The sequence below is a fragment of the Zobellia uliginosa genome (assembly GCF_900156625.1).
Taxonomy (GTDB): domain Bacteria; phylum Bacteroidota; class Bacteroidia; order Flavobacteriales; family Flavobacteriaceae; genus Zobellia; species Zobellia uliginosa.
On sequence record NZ_FTOB01000001.1, the window covers coordinates 373667 to 400079 of the forward strand.

Genomic DNA, 26413 nt, shown 5'->3' on the forward strand with positions numbered 1-26413 from the left:
TAATTATAATTTAATTTTGCCTTTGGCCACGTTATCCGCCATGATCAAGGCGTTGTAGGCATTTACGATTTTACCGGAGGTAGAAACCTTGTCCAAGGTTGCCGTTTTTGCCGTATCACCTCCCAAAATCACCTTTACCCTTGGAGCCAAACCAGATTCCATGATAATGTGTTTTACTTGGGAAGCGGTCAATTTAGGATAGTAAGAACGAATTAAGGCTGCAACACCGGCAACAGCGGGAGCCGCCATTGAGGTTCCACCTTGAAAATCATATGAATTGTCGGGCATTGTTGAATAGATTTCGTCGCCAGGGGCAAAAACATCAACATTAACAGCGCCGTAGTTTGAGAACGAAGCAAGCATTTCCGATCCGTATTTTGAAGACAATGCGCCTACGGTCAATACGTTATCGGCAATTTCAGGACCGTTGTCCACTTGATCGTTCGGAAAGTTTGGATTTGCGGGATCGTCTAGGTCGGCACCTTCGTTACCGGCGGCATGAACAAAAAGCACATCGTTTTCGGCTGCGTATTTAATGGCATCGTAAACCCATTCGGCCTTTGGGCTAAAGCCTTTTCCGAAACTACCGTTAATGACCTTGGCCCCGTTGTCTACCGCATAACGGATGCCCAAGGCGATGTCTTTGTCGTATTCATCACCGTTAGGTACCGCGCGAATACTCATAATGGCCACGTTGTTGGCTACTCCGTTGGCCCCTTTACCATTGTTGCGTTTGGCGCCGATAATACCTGCTACGTGCGTTCCATGGCTTTCGTCTTCTACCCTGTTTTTAGGATTTCCGTTTCCATAGCCCAAATCGGTAATGTCGTAGGGATCGTCTCCCACCACTTCGCGGCCATTGAAATCAACGTTGTAGTTGTAGTTCAATTGATCGGAAAAATACTTGATGCCCCCTTCAATTTGCTCTAAAACTTCAGGAATACTGTCTTCGTAAGTGAGCATTTGTGTCAGGATCCCAATATTTTGCTGCATGGCCTCATCTTTAGGCTCGATAGCGGCAAGGTCTTTTTTGGTATAGGCTTCCTTTCCCAATTCTTTTTTAACGGCATCATCGGCGTTTTTGACCGCTTGGTAGATTTGCTCGTACTGCTGTTTTTGTTGACCGGACTTGGCGTATTCGCTGTCTACTTTAGCTTTGGCCTTGGCCTGCAATGAGGCATCGCCTAACTTTAATTTCACGATACGCGTTGCTTCCAGTTGTTCGTTGTACGACTCGCCCAAAAAGTTATATCCGTGAATATCATCGATGTATCCGTTTTTATCATTGTCTATACCATCACCGGCTTTTTCACCTTTGTTGGTCCATAGAACGTCCTTTAAATCCTCATGGTCTAAGTCCATGCCAGAATCAAGTACGGCAACGATGACCGTTTCTCCTTTTTTGTTCTTTATGATTTCGGCATAGGCCTTGTCAACACTCATACCGGGAATGGTATCGGCTACAAGGTCTAGATGGCCCCAGTTTTTCTTTTGGGCATCGGTTAAATCGGATATTTTTAAGGGAGTGGTATCAATGTTCGCAATTGGGGTAGATACCAAGGCTGTTGAACCACAGCCCATAAGCAAAAGACCGGCGGATAAGCCTAATAAGGGTCTTGAAATGAATGGTGTCATATAGTTATATAAAGTTTAGTGTTTAATTGTTTTATACATTTTTCGGGGTCAAATACATCAAAATAAGTGGATTACCATTGGGAAGCAAAATATTATTTTAACAGAATTGCTAGCAAAGGTAATATTTGGCACAATTTTTTAACCCAATCGTAATCTTTTTATGATTTTTTTATAGAGAATTTTATGAGGTTATCGTTTTTTTACGGGATCAATATTGCTGGTCTCCCCATAAAAGTTATCGCGGTCTATTTGAGCTTACAAGACATATTTACAAATTTATTTTACTCGTCTATGCTAGTGGAATAAAGGACTGGATGTATTTTCGTATACGATTAGTATCCATAGCAAATGCTTGAAGCCTTGGGTAAACGTTGGGTGAATTAGCCAAAAATTGACTCAAAATGGTAGGTTTCGTTTAGTCTTGCACCTTTTTCGGTGGCCTTTAGGGTACAGATCTCGTTATGGGCATCGTGTTCAAAGAACAGATAGTAGTCGTTGGCAATGGCATCGTTCAAAAAAGCTTCCTTTTCGGTCAGGGTCAAAAGGGGCCGTGTGTCATAGCCCATGACATAGGGCAAGGGAATATGCCCGACCGTAGGAAGCAAATCGGCCATAAAGACCAATTCCTTTCCTTTATAGGATATATGGGGTAACATCTGCTTATCGGTATGGCCATCTACAAAATGCACCTTAAAACCAAGTTCAGGAAGCATTTGAAAGGTATCGGAGGTTCTTTCAATAAACTTTAACTGCCCGCTCTCTTGCATGGGCAGAAGGTTTTCCTTTAAAAAAGAGGCCTTTTCACGGGCATTGGGTTTTGTTGCCCATTGCCAATGGTCTTCGTTCGTCCAAAATGTGGCATTTTTAAAAGCAGGCTCGTAGCCCGTTCTATCTTTGTTCCACTGGATACAGCCCCCACAATGGTCGAAATGCAAATGTGTTAAAAAGACATCGGTGATATCATCGCGGTGAAAACCCAACTTCTGTAGTGAGGCGTCAATGGAATGATCGCCCCAGCGGTTATAGTAGCTAAAGAATTTCTCCGATTGCTTCTGGCCCATACCGGTATCCACTAGAATCAACCTATTGCCTTCTTCTATGAGCAGGCTGCGTGCGGCAATGTCAATTTGATTGTTGGCGTCGGCAGGATTGGTACGTTGCCAAATGGTTTTCGGTACAACGCCGAACATGGCTCCGCCGTCGAGCTTAAAGTTTCCGGTTTCTATAGGATAAAGTGTCATCGATCGTGGTTCAGAAAGGGGGTGCAAATTAAGAAAAGCGTTTATGAAGTACAACAAATGTGTAAATATCAAAGGAATTACCGAAGCGCCTGAAGCCCATTAAATATAATGTTCGGTATATCTTATGGGCTTGCCCATGGCTGACGGTCTTGCGATTTCGCACATGAAGACTTGGCGAGCCCGTTATACCCGCTTAGGCGGATTATTGGATATAGATTACATGTTCTCCGGGCTTTATGGTGTCATTGTAGTGAAAAGGCCGCTTAACCCCGTGCCCGTCACGAATCAATATGGGTAGCACCTCCCTGTCTTTTGAGTTTTTCTTTACCCAGTCCCTAGTGGTCATCTCTTTGTCGACCTTTTCTTCCCCCTCCTTAAAATCACCGGCCGAAACCTTGTACGACCAAGCGGACATATCGGTTTTGTTGGCAAACAGTGAAGAGGCCTCGATATGGTTCAATAGATTGGGTCCGGCCCCGTTTTCGACCGGGGACATCAGCACGATGCGATTGGGAATATAAAACGAATTATAGGCCAATTGTGCCGAGAGGAGGTTGATTTCACTGTTGCCCGTCAAGGCAATAAAGGTATGTTTCGATAGGGCATCTGCCGTTTCAAAGGCATCTTCCTTTAAGGCGTTTCCGTATATGGCCTTTAGCCCTTGTGCCAGGGCTTCGTTTACGTGATCTTTATTGGAGTCTATAAGGGTAACCTCGCTCTGTTGGGCGAGTTGTTTTGAAATGTATAGGCCCAAGGGGTTGGCCCCGAGTACGAGATAGCCTTTTCGGGCATCCTGTTTTACCAGTTCACCCCGTTTCCTGAGCCAATTGGTAGTCCAGGTGAGTAGTACGGGAACCGTAAGCGTTGTGGAAATGGCCATAAACACCAATATGGAAAAAATCTCTTGGGAAATAATGTTCATCTGCAGTCCGATACCGGCAATAATGATCTCAACGGCACCCCTGCCGTTCATTCCCGTACCTATGGTAACTCCTTCGCGCCAACCGTATCCACTTGGCAGGTAAAATAGGGCCGTTCCTAAAATTTTACCCACGACGGCGCCTATGATGATCAATACCAATAGGGCGAGGTCGGTTTGAAAGACCTCTAGGGTAACATGAAAACCGGCCGTAACGAAAAATATAGGGGCCAAGAAACCGATGGAGATATCGTGAAAGACCCCGGTAACCTCTTTGAGCACCGGTCTTGAAAAGACCCCGTCGCGTATAAAGAGTCCGCCCATAAATGCTCCCAAAATTCCGTGAAGCCCTGCGAGTTCCGCCAATTCGGCAAAACCTAATACGATAATGACCATGATGCTGAAATGGGCCGTACGCCCTGTAAGTTTGATCTTGGTAAGTAATTTTCCTATCAAGGGGAACAGGTAGACACCCGTTAGGCCCGAGAAGGCGAAAAATAAAATGGCCTTCGCCGCCACCCAGCCCAGCCCAAGGGCATCGATACTGCCGGCGTCGACAAAACCGATAATTCCGGCAAAAATGATGAGAGCCAAGGTGTCGGAGATCAGGGCTCCGGCCATTAGCACATAGGCTATGCGGGTATCTAAAAGCTTAAGGTCTACCAAGATCCTGCTTTTTGTGGCCAAGGAAGTAACGCCTACGGCGATACCGACGAAGAGGCCGGCTATTTCCGTGCCACCAAAGGCCAAAATGGTATAATAGCCCAGGGCAAAGGGCACTACAAACCCACCAATGGCAGCCAGTAGACCGGCCCATGAGGCCTTGCCCAGATCCTTAAAATTAATTTCCATTCCGATATAGGCCATAAGAAAGAGTATGCCTATTTCGGCCAAAATGTTCAGGGCCTCAGAGGTATCGAGAACCCCGAGTATGGCAGGACCTAGAACGATTCCGATAAGGAGTTCGCCCAAAATGGAGGGGAAGCCCATACGTTTTGCCGTTATTCCACCAATCCAGGCGGCGAACAATACCAATAGCAGATTTACGATACTAAGTTCTTCCATAGGTTAAATTTGTGGGGTTCAGTAAATTAAAGATGAAAAAATAACCAATTAAAAATTATCCTGCAAGAGCGTCAAAGGGATAATTCCTAGCCTATAATCATCAGTTTTCTGTAGGTCTTTGCTTACAGGGTCTTTTATGGATTTTGCACGGAGCCTTTTTTAAGGTGGGTCAAGGTTTTTTTTGTTGTAGATGGATTTTTTCTATATTAAAACTTATCTTGCTTCAAATTTTTTTATGGTAGAATTAGCGGGAATAATTATCCTTGGAATTATTGCACAGTGGGTAGCATGGCGATTTAAACTACCGGCCATTTTGCCCCTTATTCTTATAGGCCTATTGGTAGGGCCTATATCTACGTTGTTTACGGAAGACGGCACAAAGTTGATCCGACCTATCTGGAATGAAAAGGAAGGACTCTTCCTCGGAGAAAGCCTTTACCACTTTGTATCATTGGCCATTGGGGTTATCTTGTTCGAGGGCGGACTTACTTTAAAACGTTCGGAGGTGACCAGGGTTGGCCCCGTGATTACCAAGCTGATTACGGTAGGTAGTGCAGTGACCTTCTTTTTGGCAGGAACTGCCGCCCATTTTATTTTTGAGCTAAGCTGGCAAATATCATTTTTGTTTTCGGCCCTTATCATTGTTACCGGACCAACGGTTATTACTCCGATTCTTAGAAATATTCCTTTAAAGAAAGACCTTTCGGCCATACTGAAGTGGGAGGGTATTCTTATAGATCCCATTGGAGCCCTTGTGGCGGTATTGGTATTTGAGTTCATTAGCATCGGTGAGGGACAAGGATATACCCAAACCGGCCTATTGGAATTTGTAAAAGTACTTTTGTTGGGCTTTACCTTTGGATTCACTTTTGCCCATGCCTTGACCTTGGCCATAAAAAAGAATTATGTGCCCCATTATCTGTTGAATGTGGTGTCTTTGTCCGTGGTGCTTTCGGTTTTTGTTATTTCGGAGTTGTTTGCACACGAATCCGGTTTGTTGGCCGTGGTAGTCATGGGGATGGTCATGGGTAATACCCAACTGCCCAATATTAAGGAATTACTCTATTTTAAAGAGTCGATCAGTATATTGTTGATTTCCATGCTCTTTATATTGCTCTCGGCAAGTATGAATTTGCCCGAACTTGAACTGCTGTATAACTATAAGACACTTATTCTTTTTGCCATAGTGGTGTTTGTCGTAAGGCCCTTGGGCGTATTTTTGAGTACTGCGGGATCCAAGCTCAACTTTAGGGAAAAGCTCTTTATCAGTTGGGTAGGCCCCAGGGGTATCGTAGCTGCGGGTATTGCTTCCCTTTTTGGCTCTAAATTGATCTTGAGGGGTGAGCCCGGTGCGGATTACATAACCCCATTGGTCTTTATGATCGTTTTGGGAACCGTTTTGCTCAACGCATCCACGGCGCGCTTCATGGCGAAGTTATTGGGCGTGTTCTTGGAGAAATCGGAGGGTATTGTAATCATCGGTGCGTCTAAAGTATCAAGACTGATCGCCGATTATCTGCATAAGAACAACCGTCATGTCGTATTGGTAGATAATAACCAAACGAATATCGAGAAAGCCCAAAAACTGGGCATAGAGGCCATTACGGCCAATATCTATTCCGATAACCTGACCGATAATATCGAGTTGAACGATGTGGGCTATCTTATGGCCCTTACCGGAAACTCCGATATCAACAAATATGCGGTTGAAAAATTCAGCAGTCAGTTCGGTGAGAACGGTTCGTTCAGGCTGATCGACTCCGATGAAATGAACGATCCGGAGAACAATCCGAAAGAAGGCCTATTCTCACACACGGACGATTTTATCAAACTGACGGAAACGGCGCGTATGTTCCCTATTATCCATGAGATTGAGATAAAGGACAAGGAACACTATGATGGCCTTATAGAAATTACCAAGGCAGACGATTATGTGGTGCCCATTTTTCTTAAAACGCCTGACGGCGACCTTAAGATCATACCTTCTTTCAGTACGGATTTTGAGGATATCAATGGAGGATACCGATTGGTGTATTTAGGAAAGATCTTGGAGGTTGACGAAACCGAAGATGAGGTCGAAACCAAGCATCGAGACGAAGAATAACCCCTTTTTCTTTCATATCATGCCGTTTTAACCTGAAAAGGGCATGGTTTCGTGTACGGTAATATCGATATCGTCAAGTTGCACTTCGCCTTCATAATTGTCGGCGACCAAGCTATAGAAGTGTAGGGCCGACTCCCTTTTTATTTTGTTGACAAGTAGGGTAATGTCTACTTCCCCACTTTCTTGTTGCCAGATAAAGATAGAGTTCTGTTCGGTCGGAATAATACGGTGTCTTGCCGTAAAGTGTGCAATATAAGTCGTCATTTTCTATGTGCAATAATTCAACAGTACTAAAACTGAATGCAGGTTTAAAAATTGTGCTGTGCAGGAAGTATTTGTAAGAAAAAATTAATTTTTGTTGTCGGAAACTATAAAGGGCTTGACAAAGAAGAAATTATCTTTTTGGGCCTTTTCGGCCGTTGCTCTACATTCACAAATTTGTGTTATTTTCCTACAATAATCGAAAATTGTTTGCGTTTTTTGTGGTAATTCAATTTTATTAATATTAACGCTGATTACTATGAAAAAAATCGTTTTATTCTTTGCTTTAGCCAGTACCGTTGCCTTTACAAGTTGTTCAAAAGATGAGGATGACACTGATGCCATCGTAGGGACATGGGTAAATGAAATGAGCGCCACTCCCCAGGGCGGCGAAACGACTACCCGCGAAGATAGATGGGTTTTTAAAGCAGACCATAGCGGGGAGTTTAAAAAGACAACAAATGGCGAAATTGATGCGGAGACAAGCTTTAGTTGGACAAAATCCGATGAGGGTTACCAAGTTGACTATAAGGAAGCCGTACGATCCAATGAAGTATTTACCATAGGTGAGCTCTTAGGAAAACGTATATTGGAAAAAGAAGGGACTATGGTTGCCACTAAAAAATAAGGCAGAGGCTTTATAAAAGGAAAAAGTCCCTTACGTTCAACTCGTAAGGGACTTTTTTTTAGTCGTTCAGTTTTAAAACGGCCATAAAAGCTTGTTGCGGTATTTCAACGTTACCCACTTGGCGCATACGTTTTTTACCTTTCTTCTGTTTTTCCAGCAGTTTTCTTTTACGTGAAATATCCCCACCATAACATTTGGCGGTAACATCTTTACGTAAGGCCTTTATGGTTTCCCTAGAAATAATTTTAGCACCGATCGCCGCTTGGATGGGAATATCGAACTGCTGTCTCGGAATCAACTCCTTTAATTTCTCGCACATTTTTTTACCAATGTTCTGGGCATTGTCAAAATGGATAAGTGCCGATAGGGCATCAACGGGCTGTGAGTTCAATAAAATATCTACGCGAACCAATTTTGAGGTCCTCATACCGATCGGGGCATAGTCAAAAGAAGCATAGCCTTTTGAAACGGTTTTCAATCGATCGTAAAAATCAAAGACGATTTCGGCCAAAGGCATATCGAAGGTAAGTTCAACACGTTCTGTGGTCAGATAGGTCTGATTGGTGATAAGTCCCCTTTTCTCGATACAAAGCGACATTACGTTACCGACAAAATCGGATTTGGTAATGATCGTAGCCTTGATATAAGGTTCTTCTACGCGATCTATGGTCGACGGGTCGGGAAGATCTGAAGGGTTGTTTACGATCAACGGCTTTTCGGGATCTTTTCGGGTATAGGCATGGTAACTAACGTTAGGTACGGTAGTTATTACCGTCATATCGAATTCGCGCTCTAGACGCTCTTGAATGATCTCCATATGGAGCATGCCCAAGAACCCGCAACGAAAACCGAAACCTAGTGCCGCACTACTTTCGGGTGCGAATACCAATGAGGCATCGTTCAGCTGTAATTTTTCCATGGAAGAACGAAGCTCTTCGAAATCTTCGGTGTCAACAGGATAGATTCCCGCAAAAACCATGGGCTTTACATCTTCAAAACCAGCAATGGGGTTTTTGGTCGGGTTGGCCGAATCGGTAATGGTATCACCTACTTTTACTTCTCGGGCATCTTTGATACCAGTAATTAAATAGCCTACATCCCCGGTTTTTATCGACTGTTTCGGATGTTGTGTTAATTTCAAGGTACCTACTTCATCGGCAAAATAGCTTTTGTCGGTAGCTACGAATTTAATCTTTTGTCCTTTTTTGATCTCACCGTTGATGACCCTAAAATAGGTCTCTACCCCACGGAAAGGATTGTATACCGAGTCAAAGACCAATGCTTGTAGGGCTTCATCGGCATTTCCTTGGGGAGCGGGTACACGTTCAATAATGGCGGAAAGGATTTCCTCAATACCGATACCGGTCTTGGCACTGGCGGGAATTACTTCCTCGGCCGTACAGCCCAAAAGATCTACGATGTCGTCAGTGACTTCTTCAGGGTTGGCACTTGGCAAGTCTACCTTGTTCAGAACGGGAATGATCTCTAAATCGTTCTCTAAGGCCAAGTATAGGTTCGATATGGTTTGGGCCTGGATACTTTGCGCTGCATCGACGACCAAAAGGGCGCCTTCACAAGCGGCAATCGAACGCGATACCTCATAAGAGAAATCTACGTGGCCCGGAGTATCTATCAAGTTGAGCACATATTGCTCACCTTTATAAACATATTCCATTTGTATGGCGTGGCTCTTAATGGTGATACCACGTTCTCGCTCTAGATCCATATTGTCTAGTAACTGTTCCTTTTTTTCTCGGGAAGTTACAGATCCTGTGAAATCTAAAAGACGGTCGGCCAAGGTACTTTTTCCGTGGTCGATATGGGCGATAATACAAAAATTTCGAATATTCTTCATTGATGCTGAGCTCATTTCGGTAAGCAACTCCTTATTCATTAAGTAGGCAAAGATACGTTATTTTCGTACTGTTTTGTACAATAACGAAAAAGCGAGCCTAAATGTAGATGTGATCAGGGTAAAACCTGCAGATTTTCAACTGTATCCTTTTGGGTTTGGGGAGCCCTGATCCAGCTTGATCTGTATTTTCTAACCTTCGCTTTATAAGGTGAAGCTATTGGAGGAATTGATTTACAGGAGCATCATGCCAACTGACGCTGACATTTTGTGTAGGCTATGTAGGGCGCCGTGCTTTTTAAGGCTACATTTATTGTAGGATTTTACCGAAAATTGTTAGATTTGGGCAAGAATCCTACAGTTTTATGAATCGTTTTTTATGTCCCTTATTTTTAATGTTCTTTTTTAATGGTGTGCTTTATTCCCAAGAACTGAGCGTAACAGGTTTTGTAAACGATCGGGAAGATCAGGCGGTTGCTTTTGCCAACGTACTTTTGTTGAGCGCTAGCGATTCTACCTTGGTAACAGGAACCTCTACCGATGAGGCGGGCGCCTATGCAATACAAAATATTTCGGCTGGCCGTTACCTGATCAAGGCCAGTTATATCGGTAACGAAAGCAATGTAATGGCATTTGAACTCGAAACGGATAAGGAGTTGGGCCCATTGGTTTTGGAAGATACCGATCAAAAATTGGACGAGGTGGTGGTCACTTCACAAAAACCTAGGTTGGAAAGAAAAATAGACCGATTGGTCTTTAATGTGGAAAATACGGCCTACGCGGATGGAGATGTCTGGGACGTACTCAAAATAACCCCTAGCGTGATGATCGTAAACGACAAGTTGAGCGTTAAGGGCAGTAACTCGGTAGGACTTTTGATCAATGGGCGAAAAATAAACATTCCCCATGACGATATCGTCAACCTGTTGTCGGGTACCTCCGCTTCCAATGTCGAAAATATTGAAGTCATAACCAACCCACCGGCCAAATACAGTGCGGAAGAAAGTGTACTCATCAATATTGTGATGAAAAAGAACATAATTGCGGGCTATAACGGTGCGGTTTATAATAAATATGTACAAGGGGTGCTGCCGAAGCATACCATAGGCACCGACCATTTTTTTAAGGGGAAGAAAACCCAATTATCTTTCAATTACAATTTTGGACATGATAGGAAGGTGGTCTACTATACCGATATCACCAATTTTCCCCAAAGTGATGGTTCCCTATCGACCTGGACGGCAGAGCAAGAACATTTGAATCGAAGCAAAGCACACAATTTCTCCCTTTTTTTTGACTACGATATTAGCGAAAATAGCCGGTTGAGTTTTACGACCATTACCCTGTGGGAACCCGAAATCGCACGAGTATACGATACCGATACCGAATTGACCGGCGATAGCCGTTGGTCTAGTTTCGAGACGTTGAACCATGCGGAAAAGGAAAAACTGAATACCTCGTATTACGTCGACTATATTCAAGATTTGGGCAACAATGGCGAACAATTATCCTTCAACGCCCATTATACCTTTTATGACGAGTCCGACGCACAGTTACTCAATACGGCATTTTACAATACGGCAGGTGGATTGGCCGGGGAAAACGATTTTACTACCGACGCCTTACAAAAAATCAACCTGTACAGTTTTCAAGGAGACTATGAGGCTCCTTTAGGGGATAACGGAAAAATAGAAACGGGACTTCGCTATGCGGGAATAGCCTCTAACAGTAGTATTCTGCAAGAAGGCTTTGATCGTGACCAACCGGGTATAGACCCTTCGGCCTCTAGTAATTTCGACTATGACGAGTCTATTTATGCGGCCTATGTTTCCTATTCGGGCAAATGGGACCGTTGGAAGCTAAAGACGGGCCTACGTGCCGAATACGCCCAGACGGAAGGGGAATGGGATATGGAGCGTCAATTTAACGAACGCAAAAATTTTCAGTTGTTTCCTTCCGGATCGATCCAATTTAGTCCCAGTGAGAAACACGACCTCAACCTGTATTATTTTAGAAAGATTTCTAGGCCCAGGTACAATAGCATCAATCCCTTTCAAACCTTTCAAAGCACCTTTTCGACCATTGAGGGCGATCCAGAACTATTGCCTTCCACCAGATATTATATAGCCGCTGGATATACTTATGATAAGTCTTATACAGTAGAACTGTTTTATAAAAGGAAGAAAAACGGACTCGAACAATTGATTTTTCAGAACAATGACAACAACTTGCTGCGCTTTATTTCTTCAAACCTAGACCAAGAATGGGCCTACGGGATAGATTTATCGCTCAACAAGAATTTTACGGATTTTTATAATTGCTATGTCTTGGCCAGTTTTTACAGTGAAACCTTCCGTTTTTCCAACTTAAGCACCAATGCGCCTGTAGAACTGGACCAGTTTAGCTGGTTTGTAAGAACGAGCAATAGTTTTTCCTTCTTGAGCGACCGTTCCCTTACGGCCGACCTTAATTTGATCTATACGGCACCTATGCTTTCGGGCAACTCTAAATTCGATGCCTTTGGGGCATTGAACCTCATGTTCCGTAAGACCTTTTACGATAAGAAGCTGAGCATAACCCTAGGGGTGGAGGATATCTTTAACCAAGGCAACCAGTTCAATACGCGAAATTACCAAGACCAAAACGGAACCTCATTACAAAGAGGGGAAAATAGATTGTTGGTTGCCGGTCTACGCTACCGATTCGGAAACTCTAAAATACGCGATAACAAGAAGTCAAAGAGGGTTGAAGAGCGCAACCGGATCTAAATCGGCTAGCTTACTTCGTATCCAAGCTAAAATTACTGAGCATAATTCCGCAAGTACCAAAGCTTATGAGCAGGTAAACACCGGTTAGAATAAAGAAAATCTTGGCCATTTTTTTGTTTTTGCTCGCCAAACCTACAATGGCCAGAATCAAGAAAATAATAGGAGGCCCTATCATTAGGAATACAATCGTAATCATACCGTTTCGTTTTGTAGTTGTTCTAAGTACTTTACTTTGTCATCCCTATAAAATAAGTTCATTGTTTCAAAAGGAATGATTTTATAGTCTTTGTTTACGATGTGTACGCATGATTTTTTAATGGCACGTACATCAAAGTTATGGGCGTCTATAAACTGCATGATGATAATTCTAAAGAGATTATCATACCCAAGTTCCGGAGCGTCTATCTCCGGTAAACAGCACATGATGCTCTTTAAATTCTCCGAAGCTTTTTCAACCGAATTACCGGTACTGAAGAGCTCTATCATTTTTCCGTGAAGCGCTTCGTCTTGCTCGTAAATAATGGTGTTCTTGCCCTCGTTCAATAGATCGTCAGGGTTGATGTAGCGGGTAAGCGGACTCACCTCATCTCCCAATTTTAAGGCGTAGGCCATGACCAGGGCATCGGGGTTGCAGGGTACGGGAATCAGGTCATCGCTTTCAAAAATGGGCGATTGTTCCAAAATCTTTCTCCGAACTTCGGTAAGGGTTATTCGGTTGTCGTCTACTTCAAAATTCTCTAGACGGCCCGCAATTTGCGTGGGCTGAAAAGTAACCCCCCGTACACATTTTTGTTTGAGGGCAAAATCTATGGTATCGCCCATTTCATGGTCGTTCAATCCCTTTTGCAAGGTAACGACGAGCGTGGTCGACAAGTTGAGCCGGTTCAAGTGTTCCAGGGCCTTTAAACGAATATCGGCCAAATCGGCGCCGCGTAGCGTTTGTAGTACCGTATTGTCCAACGAATCGAACTGTAGGTAAATTTCAAAATCGGGGGCATAGCTTGCCAGTCGCTCCGCAAAGGCAAAATCCTTGGCAATTTTAATCCCATTCGTATTTACCATCAAGTGTCTAATGGGCAAAGTCTTGGCGTAATCGAGAATTTCGAAAAATTGGGGATGTATGCTAGGTTCACCTCCGCTAAGCTGTACCACATCGGGTTCGCCCTCGTTCTTAACGATAACGTCGAGCATTTTTTTGATTTCCGCCAAGGTGCGATGCCTTCCATAGGAAGGGGAAGACGAAGCATAACAGGTAGGGCAGGTAAGGTTACAGCGATCGGTAAGCTCAATTACCGTAAGGCAAGAGTGTTGCTCATGGTCTGGGCAGAGGCCACAGTCATAAGGGCAGCCGAAATGTGTTTTGGTATTAAAGGTCTTGGGGTATTCAGAAGCCTTGTTATAGTTTCTGATGTTTTTATAGTATTCGATATCATCGGCAATAAGCACTTTGCTCCTTCCGTGTTCTTTGCAGCTTTTGAGCATATAGACCTTGTCGTTCTCAAAAATGATCTTGGCATCTACACGCCGTAAACATTGGGGGCAAAGACTTAGGGTAAAATCATAGTAGGTGTAATCTTTGGTAGGCATAGGCAATTCCTTGACGGATGGTTTGGTAGTAGTACAAAAGACAAATTAAGCATAATATTTGGATGCTGCTGAGCCCAAGAACAAAAAATGTATTGGGTTTCAAGAACTCGATAAAGAAGCGGAAAGAGAAGTAAAGGATCATAAAAATTTTAAAGAGCATGCCGCTTTCCAAGGCTTGGGCCCTGGTTTTTATCCGTTTTAAAAAAACGAAGAGCACGATGAGAAAAAGGACTTCATACAGGGCGATGGGGTGCCTGCTGAGCCCGTCCCCCAAATCCATCCCCATAAAAAAGGAAGTTTCCTTTCCATAGGTAAACTCCTTGGTCCCCGCTAAAAAGCATCCTATCCTACCGATGATAATACCAAGGACAATAGGCAGGGTAAAGAGGTCTCCCGACGATTGCTTTTCCCCGATGATCCGTTTGGCCAATTCCACGCCCAATAGACCTCCGAACAGCCCGCCCATAATGGTCTTGTTGTTCAAGAGTACCATCCACCCCTGTTGGTAGTGAACGAGGGGTTCTTCCAAAAAAGCAACAAGCCTAGAAAGTAGCAAGGCCCCAAAAATGGCTCCGATGATTATGGTCAGCCTATTGTTGGAGGAAATGGCGTCGGTACTGCGTTTACGGGAAAATACATAGTACCTAAAGGCAATGAAAAACGCCAGATATTCGAGAATCAGGTGTATATTCCATTTTATACCGAAGAGTATGGGTTCAAAAGGTAGTGTTAAATCCATAGAACGGGGTAAAGATAGTTATGTTCTGCATTTTAATGCCTTATAGATTAGTTGTAAATTTGCGGCCATGCCAAAAATAGGAGACATTCAATTGCCTGATTTTCCGTTGCTTCTTGCCCCTATGGAAGATGTAAGCGACCCACCCTTTCGTGCCCTCTGTAAAGAGCAGGGCGCCGACGTGGTGTATACCGAGTTTATTTCTTCGGAGGGATTGATTCGCGATGCCGCGAAAAGTGTAATGAAGTTAGATATCTACGAAAAGGAAAGGCCCGTGGGCATTCAGATTTTCGGGGCCAATCTAGACTCTATGTTGCAATCGGTAGATATCGTAGAGCAATCGAAGCCGGATATCATCGATATCAATTTTGGCTGTCCGGTGAAAAAGGTGGTCAGTAAGGGAGCCGGTGCCGGTATTTTAAAAGATATAGACCTTATGGTATCGCTCACCAAGGCCATGGTGGAGCGCACCAATTTGCCCATTACGGTAAAGACCCGTTTGGGATGGGACCATGATTCCATTAAAATAGTGGAGGTGGCCGAGCGTTTGCAAGACGTAGGCTGCAAGGCCATAGCCATTCATGGTAGGACCCGGGTGCAGATGTACAAGGGCGAGGCCGACTGGAAGCCCATTGCCGAGGTAAAGAACAACCAGCGCATGCATATTCCCGTGTTTGGAAACGGCGATGTGGATTCACCCGAGGCCGCAATGCGAATGCGAGACGAATATGGGCTCGACGGTGCCATGATCGGGCGTGCCAGCATTGGTTACCCCTGGTTTTTCGATGAGGTAAAGCACTATTTCAAAACCGGAAGCCACAAGGCGCCCCCCAGCATGCAAGAGCGTGTAAACGCCGCCCGTCGCCATTTGCAAATGGCCATTGATTGGAAGGGCGAAAAATTAGGGGTCTTTGAAACCCGAAGGCATTATACCAATTACTTTAAAGGCATCCCCAACTTTAAGGAATACCGCATGAAGATGGTCACCAGCGACGATTCCGTCGATGTATTTTCGGCCTTTGACGAGGTACTTGAGAAATTTGGGGACTACCAGTTTACCTCCTAAAAACCAAGGAAGATTAAATCGCGATCATTTTTTTGGTAATCCGGCTACTCGCAATTTTAGAGGCGATGATCCCCAAAATGAATATGGTACCGAACACGATCAGAACGTTGATCCATTGGTACTCTACGGGATAGGCGAGGGAAGGCGTTATTTTCAGCCATCCAAAAGCCAGTTGTGACCAGATGAGCAGTGAAGCGAAGACCACACCTATAAATCCGCCCAAGCCCGTAACCAACACGCCCTGCATAAAATAGATGCGACGCAGCTCCTTGAGGGTCGTGCCTAGGCTGTATAGGGTTTTTAGGTTTTGCAGCTTATCTAAGATCATCATAATAATGGCACCGACGACATTGAACAGGGCAATGCCCAAGACCAAGGTAAAGATGAGGTAGGTGGCCAAGTTTTCGGTATTGAGCATGCGGTGCAAGGTGCTATTGAGCTCTTGTCGGTCTTTTAAGATTACTTTGTTTCCGAAAACCGCGGCAATTTTGCTTTTGACCGCCGCCAATTGCGCTACATTTTGCACTTTAAAGTTGACGCCCGATACTTGGTTGGCTTTCTTTTCCAACAGTTGCTGTACCGAAGGCAGATCGGCAAAAACGTATTTTTTATCTAGGTTTTCCTCAACGGAGTATACCCCACTTAGCACCAAGGCCTTTGTTTTTAGCGATTTTTGGGTGAGGGAGCCCTTGCCGGGCTTGAGGGCAAGTACCACCAAGGGGTTTTGGTACTGGTTGATGGTAAGCCCGAGAATGTTGGTGATGCCGATACCGGCCACGGCTTCTTGGCTATTGATCCGCCAAGTACCGTACAAAAGCGTGCTGTCGATACCCGTAACATGGGTGTAATTGGTGTCAATGCCTTTGATAAAGGCAATATGGCCCTTTTCGCGATGTTTAAGGTATACCTTTTCCTCCAGCTCCTTCGAATAGAAGGCGAGGCCTTCGATCTGGGCAAGTTCTGCTTCCTGTTCGGGGCTAACGCTAAAGAATTTGCCCGTTGCGGGCAGGGCTTTTAGGTCGGGATCAAAGGTATTGCTGAACGAAAGACTGAACGATTTGAGTCCAGCAAATCCCGAAAGCACGATAAATAGGGCTGCCGAGCCTATAACCGTTACCAAAAAGGTAATGAAGTTTATGACGTTCACCGCATTTTGACTGCTTTTGGAACGCACATAGCGCTTGGCGATGTAAAACGGAAAATTCAACCTTATAGTTTTTTTCTCTTGTCCAAAAGGTCTCTGTTCTCAATAGGGTTCTCTTCGCCCTTAAGCGATTTTTCAATGTTCTCGATATAGTCGAGCGAATCGTCTAAAAAGAACAATAACTCGGGCACCCTGCGCAATTGGTGCTTGGTGCGCTGTGCCAATTCGTGCTTGATGAGGGGCTGATTTGATTTTATGCCCTCCATAAGTGCCTTGGCCTCTTTGTTCGGAAAAATACTGATATATACTTTTGCAATGGAGAGGTCGGTGGTCACCGAAACTTTCGTAACCGAAATCAACGTACCTTTTAACCCTCCTTCAATGGCGGCCCGTTGTAGAATATCTACGATATCTTCTTGTATGACCCCCGCAATCTTTTTCTGTCGTTGTGTTTCCATACCGCAAAAATACGGAGAAATAGCGTAAATTAGGGGGATAAACACCGATACGGACAAAAATCATCGATCATTTGGAAAAAATTGAGCACATCGGCATAGCCGTAAACGATTTGGAGGCGGCCAATGAACGCTTTGGGAAGCTTTTGGGCCAAGACCATTATAAGATCGAAGAAGTGCCCGGCGAAGGCGTCCGCACCTCGTTTTTTAAGACCGGCGACAGCAAGATAGAACTGTTGGAGGCCACCGACCCCGAGGGCCCGATTGCCCGGTTTTTGAGCAGGAAGGGCGAGGGCGTGCACCATATAGCCTTTGCGGTAGACGATATTGAAAAAGAGATGGAAAGGTTAAGGGGAGAGGGCTTTGTCTTTATCAACGAAAAACCCAAGAAAGGGGCTGACAATAAGCTGGTTGCTTTTCTGCATCCCAAGAGCAGCAACGGGGTGTTGATCGAATTATGTCAAGAAATACGAAAGTAGCCGTTAAAATAGCTTGCACCACCAAAAAATAAGTAGTAATATTGCAGTCCAATTTTTGGTCCTATAGCTCAGTTGGTTAGAGCACCTGACTCATAATCAGGTGGTCCCTGGTTCGAGCCCAGGTGGGACCACGGAAAACCCCTTTAAATCATTGATTTTTAGGGGTTTTTATTTTTGAAGGGTGCTCGCTAGGGTGCTTTTTACAAGAAATTGCTATATCTAAGCAGCAACATCAAAAAAATCCAAAGGCTTAAGCTTTGGAGGTAATTCGAAAGGCGACACCCTTTTCGCTAAAAAGGAAAAGGGGGGCTTTTAGTAAGGACGTACGATTTATAGACGTATACCCAATTTTCATAAATATTGAGTTTTTACAATAGCGCACGCATAGTACAGATTTAACAGAATTTTTATCAATCCTATTTCTACTCAAAATAGCGTATTTGACAGTAAGTCGATTTAGTAAACCGCGACTACTGGTTAACCTGCGCAAAAAATCATAACACATTTCATTAAAGCTTGTCTAAACTTAGACTGTTCAATATTAGAACCTATGATAGGTGTGACCTCCTCCCATATTTAGGGTAGGCTACACTATGATACAGAAATCCTATACGAGATTGTAAATTGCAAAGTGCTATAAAGCGAATCGAACAACCGGTCATTCTCAACTATAATCTGCTGTAACGGGCAGGCCGGATTAAAGACGAAGGGAGATAGTAATCTTAACCAAACATATTTGACAATCCTGTATAATCAATCTGTAATCACAATAGAATCCCTAAATGTTCCATAACAGCAGAAATGATACCAATATCGCTAAGAGCCTTTCTTAACGATTCAATTTGGCCTTGAGTACTCTTTAGAACAATGTGGTCAGAAACGAAAAACCGGACTGGCGAATCTCTCGCTAACTTTCGCTGCTGCCAATTGGTGTTTACATTACCAACCTGTCTAAATATGAGCGTAATAAATCTGTTCCCTCTTTAGAGATTACCGAGAAGATGGCTACTGTTTTGGATATGTCTTTGGATGAGTTGGTATATGGTCAACAAAATGAAAAAGCCCGTCTCCACTTAGCGGATAACGAGCTTCTTAGTCTTTTTAATAAAACACAGCAACTACCAGATGACCAAAAGAAAACGGTAGTAGACTTGCTGTCTGCTTTCCTGCTAAAATCTAACCTTAAACAGCAACTCTCTTAATGAAAAAAGCCACCCCGAAGGATGGCTTTGATTTAATTACTTAATCGCTTTTGTGCAATTTTATATTTTTGCTTGAAAGAGGTTGGTAAACTCTCTTCATCTACCTTTTTCAAGTGCCTGATAACATCTGTGTAATTTCCTTCTTTCCACGCTTTGTTAGCTGCCTCCAAAGATTGTTTATTTATTAGGCTTTCCGTGTATTCACTACTTCTTCTCTCGCTGAACTTTTCAAGGCTAATTACATCAGATTCATTTCCTTTTATTAAACCTTCTCCGTCCCCTACAAAAAACAAGAATACATTGTTTACAAAAGTCTCTTGAGGAAGGTTACTAAGTTTCAAATCAGAGTTAAAAAACTCCTGCATTACTTGATTGCCAATTTCAACTTCTTGAAAACCGTCTCTACCAATCCATAGAGTATTTGAGTTCTCACGTGGGTTATGAACCATTGCAACAACCAAACTACCCGATTTATAATTAACAATATACTTTGATTGCTCAGTCAGTTTAAACCCATTCTCTATGAATAATGGGTGAAGTTTTTCAGATATAAGTTTATTGAATTCCATGCTACCGCCTCCTTATTTAAAATCCAGGTGGCATCCATGCCCCTTTACTTGGGTTATAAATCCATCCTCTACCTTGAAGAATTGACCTTTCCGCATTCAAGAATCCTTTCGTAGGAATCAGGTTTCCGCCTGTTGTTCGATACGAATCAAAAATGGGCTTACCTAACCCCATCTCTCTTCTTAAAGCTCCATAGTTGGCTTTCCAGTTTAATTTCGGAGTTCCTTTATTTGGCAAGTGGAGCATATAGTCTCCTGTCTTCCATCCAACATTTTTACCAGTTTGAGGTGCTCCCCATTTGAAAAGATTCAATCCACCCTGCGTACTCGACTTAGCGGCACTCTTTACTCCTTTAAGGCTTTTCCATAGGCTTCTAAATCCTTTCACCAAACTTAGGCCACCTTTGCCGACGTCCGGCGTGCCCATAAGGGGGGCCAATCCAATAGGGTTTCCATCAATATCGTAGCTGATACCATCGACGAATCCACCTCCCAGTACGTAATAATCAACCTTGCCCAAGAATCCCGAATAATCCTGTTTTGGGGCATTCTTCCACATATGGGCCAAGGGCATCCCCCCAACTCCTCCAGATGCCCCAAAGATAGGTAAATTACTTTGAGTATTGGTAGCAGGAGTGGGCACCTCCAACGGGTGGGCCACCTTTGGCGGCGGGGATTTGTCCCCACCGCCAAAAATGGGTTCCTTAATGTGTTTATTGAACCATTTGTTCAGCGGTTTTCCAATATTCTTTTCATACCAACGTCCCGCTTCCCTAAAAGGCCTTGCAATAGCCTCTCCTACATTGTCCCAGTTGATAGGCCCCACAAAACTCTCATAAAGGCCAATTACGCCCGTTGCCCAACCAACTATAGGTATGGAAAGTATTTTACTGAACCAGCCTTGGTTAGGGGTCTCGGTAAATTCGTTTGTCTCCCCACTTGGGTCCACGTACATCAACGGGTTGTTCCAAACATAGCTGTACCTGTTATAGCTCAGGGTACTATACGGGTTCTGAACAAAGTTGTCGGGCATTAGAAACCGGTGCAGGCCCGGGTCGTAGAGCCTACCGTTCATATGGATCAGGTTGGCACCGAATAGGTGCTCGTGCCCGGTAAAGCCCCGGTCGGAAAGCGCACCGCCAGCCATACCACCGGTAATTGCCATAACACTGCCGTTGGTCCATTTTACAGGATTGCCCCATGCGTCGAAATGCCGTTTTTCCTTCAAATTGCCATCCTTGTCCGTAATGGCCAAAATACTGCCCAGGTAATCTCGGTGCAGGTACAGGTATTGGGCGGTGGTGGTCGAGGTCTGTTCGGAGTGAAAGATGGCCGGTGCAGTATAGGCGTCACCTCCAACATAGGTAGTAAAGACGGTTTTCCCTGTGGTCTTGTCCCAAGTAATTTCCATTGAGCCGTCTTCGCTATAATGGCGGTGGTAGCGCCGTTCTTCTTTGTCAGCATCCGTATCGCCAAAGAACATGTTGGCCCGCCCAATGCCCGCATTGTACTGAAAGCTGTACCGTTCCTTTCCGCTCTCGTTGATCTCGACGGGGCTTTTAAAGGCGTTGTAACTAATTTGTTGCTCGGCCCCGTTCTGGTAAAAACCCTGCCCGGAGGCGTTCAGGTCTAGTCCAGTTTGTTGAAAATTGGTCGCGGCATATTGGTATTGTCCAAGCATGCTATTTTCATCGATCCTGCCCTTGTTATCATAGGTATGGCTGTTGTTGCCATTGGGTTTAGAAGAAAAAGTAAAAGATAAAACCACCGACTATGGCCATCGCCATTACAGAACCCACAAATGCGATTATGGCTTTGGGCTTTAGCATGGAAGAGATAATGGCGATCTCTGGCAAGCTTGCTCCCGTTCCCCCAATGATCAAGGCCATGGCCGCGCCCATGCTCATCCCCTTGACGATAAGTGCTTTTAATATGGGAATCGCCATTTCGATTCGTAAATACAGGGGAACACCTATGCCCGCCGCTATGGGTATGGCAAGTGGACTATTGTTTCCGAGATATTTTTCTACCCATGCATCAGGTACGAATACGGCTGAAACCGCACTGATTACCGCGCCAAGTAAAACATAGGGGAAAATACGCTTGAACAATGCCCAGCCAAAAGTAAAGGCTTCTTTAAGTTTTGGATTAGATTCAGGGCTTGCTCCACAGGCCCCGGTAGAAGGTGGCGGGGTATCTGAACACGGACTTTGAACGTTTCCGCAAGAGGCTGTTGAACTACTTGAGACGGTGGAACAATCCGTAGCGGGTTGAGCGGTACAAGAATTTGTGGCGGCTTGTGAATTTAGATCAATGCGTTTTACGCATTTTTTAAGAGAGGTCTTTCCGGCAATGCTACCAAAAAATACGGAACCTAAAAAAACGATCAAGAAGTAGACCAAGGCCACTTTCCATCCGAAAACACCAAAAATAAAGCCAACCACTACAAAATTGGCCAATGGGGCAGAAAGCAAAAAGGAAAATACCATGGCGAAAGGGGCTCCCATTTCTATCATTCCCATAGAAACGGGAACCATAGACGCACTACAGAAAGGAGTAGGGATGCCGAGTAGGGCTCCCATTAATCCACTGTACTTTCCTGTTTTTGATAAGCGTCTTTGAAGTTTCTGCTGGGGTATAAAAGCCCTGATTATACCGGTAACTATCGATACTAAGGCAATGATAAGTACCAATACTACCCCTACATGTATAAACTCGTCTAATGCCAATTTTAATTTTTCATTCATGATATTTGTTTTAATAACTTTATGATATATGCGCCAAACCACATATGTTATGGCAAAAAAAGTGGGTGCTTTAGTTTTCTCTTTATTTAGGGCGTTCTGCCAGTAATAGTTTGCATTTGTGTATTTCGTTATTCATCTGCGATTCGGGAATCGTTTTTATGGCTTCTTGAATCAATTGTCTGAATTCGCTCTTGATCGGTGTCAAATAGTAAAACACCCACTTTCCTTCTTTCACCTCTTCTACCAAATTGGCTTTTTTTAATATTTTTAGATGGCGCGATACATTGTATTGATATTCGTCCAATACCTCTACAATTTCCGAAACGCAGATTTTTTCATCGATGTTCGTCAGCAACCAAACAATCTTTAATCGCGTTGCATCCGACAAGGCCTTGAATATATTAATATGTTCGTCCATCTATCTTATAATTTTAACATATGTGTTTTTGCGCATGTAAAATTCGGATTCAAATATATAAAAATAAAATAAACGGCCCTCCAAATTTTTTATATGTAGCCTTCCCTCTTTTCAAAGGTCATAATTTGAATTACTACCGTAAAAAACTCAAAGCTTTCATGGGTGAAGGAGAATATAGAAGAATTACCGTAATTAACTTTTTTTCACCTATTTGATACGGACAAAGACGGAAAACTGAGTGATGCAGAATTCGCCAAAGATAAATCTGAACATGGATTCGATGGCACAGATGTCAATGCAGATAACAAAGTCACGCCAACAGAAGTGGAAGCAGCACACGAAAGTGGACTTCTAACACGTTTTTAATACAAATGACATTGGTCGGATAAGGGCACCTTAAGCTAATAACGTATTTAATTCATAATCAATTCCAGCTTAGTCGTGAATCGTTACACGTCGACATCCAATTCGGTACTTGATCGAAGTGACAAATCTTCTTTAAGACCGATTGCCAATATGCATAATAAGAGTAAGAAATGATAAAAAAACTAGGTGTAGTCCTTCTAATAATCTTGGCCACGATAATAATATATCAGTACTCAAAACCCCCTTTTGAAATTAATAATACGGAAGCAAGGGATATTGATTATAAGGTACAACCTTTTAGAGATAGTATGTTTATATACATACCCTATAAAATAAGCATATTCAATAATCGATTAAGTTCTTTAAAAATAAGTAGTGTTTACGATGGATTACGAGAATATAGACCGAACTTATTATATAATGATGATGGAATGGAATTGGGAACGCTCTACGGAGAATCCCGCGAACGATTTGAAAATGAACTTTTCCTTTTTAAAATAAAATACAGTAAAACTATTTTTCCTTTTACGAAAAGAGACTTCTACTACTACAAAAAATATACGATTAGTAATAAAAATGATTTGTTTGGGGTGAAAAACATCCCTAAAGATTCCATTTACAAACAACTTGCCGAACAAGATTATAATGTGTCTATAAATAGGCACCAGAACATTATTGATAGCCTATACAAAACCAATGATCATAAAATATTTGTTGTTTATTTCTATAATGACTCAGGAGATTTTGAGCCGAAATATGTAAAGACAAAAATAAATAGCAATCAACAGATTGCGGTTAACATTTCCGATTCCATACAGAACATGAACTTGATGCAAAAAAAAGAGTATTTGTTAAAAGTATTGAAAACAAACCCGTTAACGGGCGACTTTTAAAAATAACCCGAAAGCCCACTAGCAGGGCTTTTTTTCTACCGGGTCAGAAAGGGAAAAGGTTAAAACGCTTTTTGGGCCAGCGTCGTTTTCCAACATACCAAAACCGAGGATGCAACGTTCTTTGGAAGGGTCAAATACATTTTTTATTGTAAAAACGGCCCATACATTACTGCGACAATAAACCCCAAATCTTATGTTGAAAAGATTATTTAAGAAGAAAACACCTGTTGAACAATACTTGGCCCATTTAGACAGAATTTTTCAAACCGAACCTGAGTTTTTTAAAGGGGATGCCCATACCGATGGGACTCCGGGAGTTACGAATATTGTGTATAGGGATGTTCCTGAAAAAGGAATGATCACGGCAATTACATACGGACTTTCACTAGGGAATCACCCCGACTGGAAACTGGGGCGACCCGAATTGATCATTACGGTCGATTCAAATGATGCTTCTTGGACCCAAGTGGCGGGATATGTCGCCGATACCTTAAGAGGAAATTGCCCCTTCTTTTATGGTAACACCATAAATTTTAGGGAAAAAATATCGGACGAATCTGAAATGGATGCCTTTTTGGTTTTTGCGCCTTCCATCTTAGAGAGAAAAGACTTTGCCAATATCGAGATCGGCCTAGACTACAAGATCAATATTGCCGGACTTTACCCGATTTATGCATCTGAAATGGATGTTATTGCTAAAAACGGCGTTCAAAAATTCTGGAAGCATCCGAACTTTGACCTGTATAACGTGAATCGAAAAAGAATAACCGAATAGAATTCTACAGGAAAGGGGCAAAAAAGGGCCGTGTGGAGCGTTGTCAAACTTTGTTCGAAAAGCTCATGAACATGCTGTTGCTTGGGTGCCCGTAACAGGTACACCTTCCCATGTCAATCCATTTTTTAAAATGCATATCACTGATGTACCGGTCGCTTCAAGCATTGAAATTTCACCCCATAATGCCTGTCAAACCTATAAAACCATATGAACTTTGTTGAATTGGCGAGGCTAGCCTGACATAATATCCCTTTTAGCTTGATACTTAAGGGGTAGCAAAAAAGAATTTCCCCGGGGGTAGGTGATGCTGATATCCGCTCTAGAAATTTAGATTATATTTGCCGTACTGATTCTTAGTAATTTGGATAAAAAACAAACGACTTTAAAAGATATTGCAGCTGAGCTGAATGTTTCGATTTCTACCGTTTCAAGGGCGCTGCAAGGGAATCCCCGTATTAGCATAAAAACTAGGGAAAAGGTATTGGAACTGGCCCAACAATACGGCTACTTTCAAACCAAGTACATCACCCCTTTTTCCGCAAAGAAAATCAATGCGGTCGGGGTAATCGTACCGAGTGTCAAATACCACCTTTACGCCATGGCCATTTCGGGCATTGAAGAGGTTTTGGAGCGGCACCATATGCAGATTATCATTTGTCAATCGAACGAATCGTACGAGAGGGAAAAGATCTTGGTCAAAGAACTGACCGATATCGGCGTGGCCGGCCTAATCGTAAGCTTGGCCAGTGAAACCAAGCAATACGAGCATTTTGCTACCGCCAAAAAGAAAAAGATTCCCTTGGTATTCTTCAACCGCCTTTGCGAAGAGGTGGTGTCGGATAAGGTAATCATCGATAATTTTAAGGCGGCCTACGATGCTACGCAACACCTCATTGCCGTAGGCTGTACACGTATTGCATATATTGGCGGACCTGAAAAACTACAGATTAGTGAAACCCGGCTTTCGGGCTATAGGGCGGCCTTGCAAGATGCCCATATGGCAATAGACGAAAAGCTTATTGAAAACACCGATTTTACTCGTGATGGCAACCTGAGTACGGCGCGAAAGCTCTTGTATTCCCCGGATCACCCAGACGGTATCCTTACCTTTAGCGATCAAGTGGCCATTGGTGCCATGATGGCCGCCAAGGAAAGGGGCTTGCGCATGCCCGAGGAACTGGCCATAATCGGGTTTAACAATGAACCGGTAGACCAATTGCTTGAGCCTACCCTTACCAGTATCGACCAGCCGAGTTACGAAATGGGCAAAGAATCGGCCCAACTCATTGTGGATCGTATTGCCGATTTTGACAAGGCCGTAACTCGAAAGGTCTTGAAATCGCAATTGGTGATACGGAACTCCACCAATAGAAACCGGTCGTAAAACCCTTACCAAAAACGCATTTTTTTAAAGGTGTTAGTATTCGCCGTCGGTAACGACCAATAGGGCATTCAAATTGTATTGACAACCCATCATCATTCGGTCTAGAGGTGCGCTTATTCGGT

Annotated in this window: 23 protein-coding genes, 1 tRNA gene and 1 pseudogene; 11 read left to right on the forward strand and 14 right to left on the reverse strand. The window is 43.4% G+C overall.

Annotation, left to right across the window (positions count from 1 at the left end; translation table 11 throughout):
- Positions 1–3 precede the first annotated feature (3 nt).
- The 3 genes from BW980_RS01535 to BW980_RS01545 all read right to left on the reverse strand — a co-directional run bounded on the left by BW980_RS01535 (position 4) and on the right by BW980_RS01545 (position 4860).
- Positions 4–1635 carry a S8 family peptidase gene (locus BW980_RS01535; RefSeq protein WP_076453199.1) on the reverse strand — a complete coding sequence of 544 codons (1632 nt, stop codon included), beginning with the start codon at positions 1633–1635 and terminating at the stop codon, positions 4–6.
- A 380-nt stretch (positions 1636–2015) separates the two neighbouring features.
- On the reverse strand, positions 2016–2876 hold the full coding sequence (locus BW980_RS01540; protein WP_076453200.1) for an MBL fold metallo-hydrolase: 861 nt from the start codon (positions 2874–2876) through the stop codon (positions 2016–2018).
- Between the two features lie 202 nt (positions 2877–3078).
- A complete protein-coding gene (locus BW980_RS01545) occupies positions 3079–4860 on the reverse strand; it encodes a cation:proton antiporter (protein WP_076453201.1) in 1782 nt (593 codons plus the stop codon).
- 235 nt (positions 4861–5095) lie between these two features.
- Here BW980_RS01545 and BW980_RS01550 point away from each other — a divergent pair, with 235 nt between their 5' ends.
- Complete coding sequence (locus BW980_RS01550) at positions 5096–6964, forward strand: cation:proton antiporter (protein WP_076453764.1); 1869 nt, start codon at positions 5096–5098, stop codon at positions 6962–6964.
- Between the two features lie 27 nt (positions 6965–6991).
- Here BW980_RS01550 and BW980_RS01555 read toward each other — a convergent pair whose 3' ends face one another.
- Positions 6992–7228: a GTP-binding protein LepA gene (locus tag BW980_RS01555; protein ID WP_076453202.1), complete on the reverse strand. Its 237-nt coding sequence runs from the start codon at positions 7226–7228 to the stop codon at positions 6992–6994.
- A gap of 256 nt (positions 7229–7484) precedes the next feature.
- On the opposite strand from BW980_RS01555, the gene BW980_RS01560 reads away from it, so the two are divergent.
- A complete protein-coding gene (locus tag BW980_RS01560) occupies positions 7485–7853 on the forward strand; it encodes a hypothetical protein (RefSeq protein ID WP_076453203.1) in 369 nt (122 codons plus the stop codon).
- 58 nt (positions 7854–7911) lie between these two features.
- Here the strand turns inward: BW980_RS01560 and lepA are convergent, their stop codons facing one another.
- The gene (gene lepA / locus BW980_RS01565) at positions 7912–9708 is read right to left on the reverse strand and encodes a translation elongation factor 4 (protein WP_076453765.1); all 1797 of its coding nucleotides are present in this window, start codon (positions 9706–9708) and stop codon (positions 7912–7914) included.
- 362 nt (positions 9709–10070) lie between these two features.
- Between lepA and BW980_RS01570 the strand changes: the two genes are divergently transcribed.
- On the forward strand, positions 10071–12473 hold the full coding sequence (locus BW980_RS01570; RefSeq protein WP_083690319.1) for an outer membrane beta-barrel family protein: 2403 nt from the start codon (positions 10071–10073) through the stop codon (positions 12471–12473).
- 10 nt (positions 12474–12483) lie between these two features.
- Here the strand turns inward: BW980_RS01570 and BW980_RS01575 are convergent, their stop codons facing one another.
- From BW980_RS01575 to BW980_RS01585, 3 genes are read right to left on the reverse strand one after another with little or no spacing between them, the layout of a single operon-like run.
- Positions 12484–12669: a hypothetical protein gene (locus tag BW980_RS01575; protein WP_076453205.1), complete on the reverse strand. Its 186-nt coding sequence runs from the start codon at positions 12667–12669 to the stop codon at positions 12484–12486.
- Positions 12666–14060, reverse strand: coding sequence for a radical SAM protein (locus BW980_RS01580; protein WP_076453206.1), 1395 nt, complete (start codon positions 14058–14060; stop codon positions 12666–12668). Before BW980_RS01580 ends, BW980_RS01575 begins: the two co-directional genes overlap by 4 nt.
- The gene (locus tag BW980_RS01585) at positions 14032–14799 is read right to left on the reverse strand and encodes a prolipoprotein diacylglyceryl transferase (protein ID WP_076453207.1); all 768 of its coding nucleotides are present in this window, start codon (positions 14797–14799) and stop codon (positions 14032–14034) included. Before BW980_RS01585 ends, BW980_RS01580 begins: the two co-directional genes overlap by 29 nt.
- A gap of 67 nt (positions 14800–14866) precedes the next feature.
- Between BW980_RS01585 and dusB the strand changes: the two genes are divergently transcribed.
- A complete protein-coding gene (gene dusB, locus BW980_RS01590) occupies positions 14867–15862 on the forward strand; it encodes a tRNA dihydrouridine synthase DusB (protein ID WP_076453208.1) in 996 nt (331 codons plus the stop codon).
- Positions 15863–15875: 13 nt separating this feature from the next.
- Here the strand turns inward: dusB and BW980_RS01595 are convergent, their stop codons facing one another.
- Together BW980_RS01595 and rbfA are read right to left on the reverse strand one after the other, a co-directional pair.
- Entirely contained in the window at positions 15876–17069 is a 1194-nt protein-coding gene (locus BW980_RS01595; protein WP_076453209.1) for an ABC transporter permease, read from the reverse strand.
- 2 nt (positions 17070–17071) lie between these two features.
- Positions 17072–17464, reverse strand: a complete 393-nt coding sequence (gene rbfA, locus BW980_RS01600; protein WP_013993025.1) for a 30S ribosome-binding factor RbfA — start codon at positions 17462–17464, stop codon at positions 17072–17074.
- A gap of 71 nt (positions 17465–17535) precedes the next feature.
- Between rbfA and mce the strand changes: the two genes are divergently transcribed.
- The 3 genes from mce (at position 17536) to BW980_RS01615 (ending at position 19142) form a co-directional block, all read left to right on the forward strand.
- Complete coding sequence (mce, locus tag BW980_RS01605; protein ID WP_076453210.1) at positions 17536–17940, forward strand: methylmalonyl-CoA epimerase; 405 nt, start codon at positions 17536–17538, stop codon at positions 17938–17940.
- Between the two features lie 57 nt (positions 17941–17997).
- Positions 17998–18071: transfer RNA gene (locus BW980_RS01610), tRNA-Ile, on the forward strand.
- A gap of 870 nt (positions 18072–18941) precedes the next feature.
- Positions 18942–19142, forward strand: a complete 201-nt coding sequence (locus tag BW980_RS01615) for a hypothetical protein (protein ID WP_076453211.1) — start codon at positions 18942–18944, stop codon at positions 19140–19142.
- Between the two features lie 32 nt (positions 19143–19174).
- On the opposite strand, the gene BW980_RS01620 is transcribed toward BW980_RS01615, so the two are convergent.
- The 4 genes from BW980_RS01620 to BW980_RS01635 form a co-directional block, all read right to left on the reverse strand.
- Complete coding sequence (locus BW980_RS01620) at positions 19175–19711, reverse strand: hypothetical protein (protein WP_076453212.1); 537 nt, start codon at positions 19709–19711, stop codon at positions 19175–19177.
- A 16-nt stretch (positions 19712–19727) separates the two neighbouring features.
- Positions 19728–21389, reverse strand: a complete 1662-nt coding sequence (locus tag BW980_RS01625) for an RHS repeat domain-containing protein (protein ID WP_139327569.1) — start codon at positions 21387–21389, stop codon at positions 19728–19730.
- Between the two features lie 58 nt (positions 21390–21447).
- Positions 21448–22455, reverse strand: a complete 1008-nt coding sequence (locus BW980_RS01630; protein WP_076453214.1) for a permease — start codon at positions 22453–22455, stop codon at positions 21448–21450.
- A gap of 82 nt (positions 22456–22537) precedes the next feature.
- Positions 22538–22873, reverse strand: coding sequence for an ArsR/SmtB family transcription factor (locus tag BW980_RS01635; protein WP_076453215.1), 336 nt, complete (start codon positions 22871–22873; stop codon positions 22538–22540).
- 198 nt (positions 22874–23071) lie between these two features.
- On the opposite strand from BW980_RS01635, the pseudogene BW980_RS22995 reads away from it, so the two are divergent.
- From BW980_RS22995 to BW980_RS01655, 4 genes and pseudogenes are all read left to right on the forward strand, one after another.
- Positions 23072–23239 (forward strand): annotated as a pseudogene (locus tag BW980_RS22995) (hypothetical protein); the annotation flags it as partial.
- 170 nt (positions 23240–23409) lie between these two features.
- Complete coding sequence (locus BW980_RS01645; RefSeq protein ID WP_076453216.1) at positions 23410–24132, forward strand: hypothetical protein; 723 nt, start codon at positions 23410–23412, stop codon at positions 24130–24132.
- 193 nt (positions 24133–24325) lie between these two features.
- A complete protein-coding gene (locus BW980_RS01650) occupies positions 24326–24907 on the forward strand; it encodes a suppressor of fused domain protein (RefSeq protein ID WP_076453217.1) in 582 nt (193 codons plus the stop codon).
- Positions 24908–25268: 361 nt separating this feature from the next.
- Positions 25269–26291, forward strand: coding sequence for a LacI family DNA-binding transcriptional regulator (locus BW980_RS01655; RefSeq protein ID WP_076453218.1), 1023 nt, complete (start codon positions 25269–25271; stop codon positions 26289–26291).
- The last annotated feature ends 122 nt before the right edge of the window (positions 26292–26413 follow it).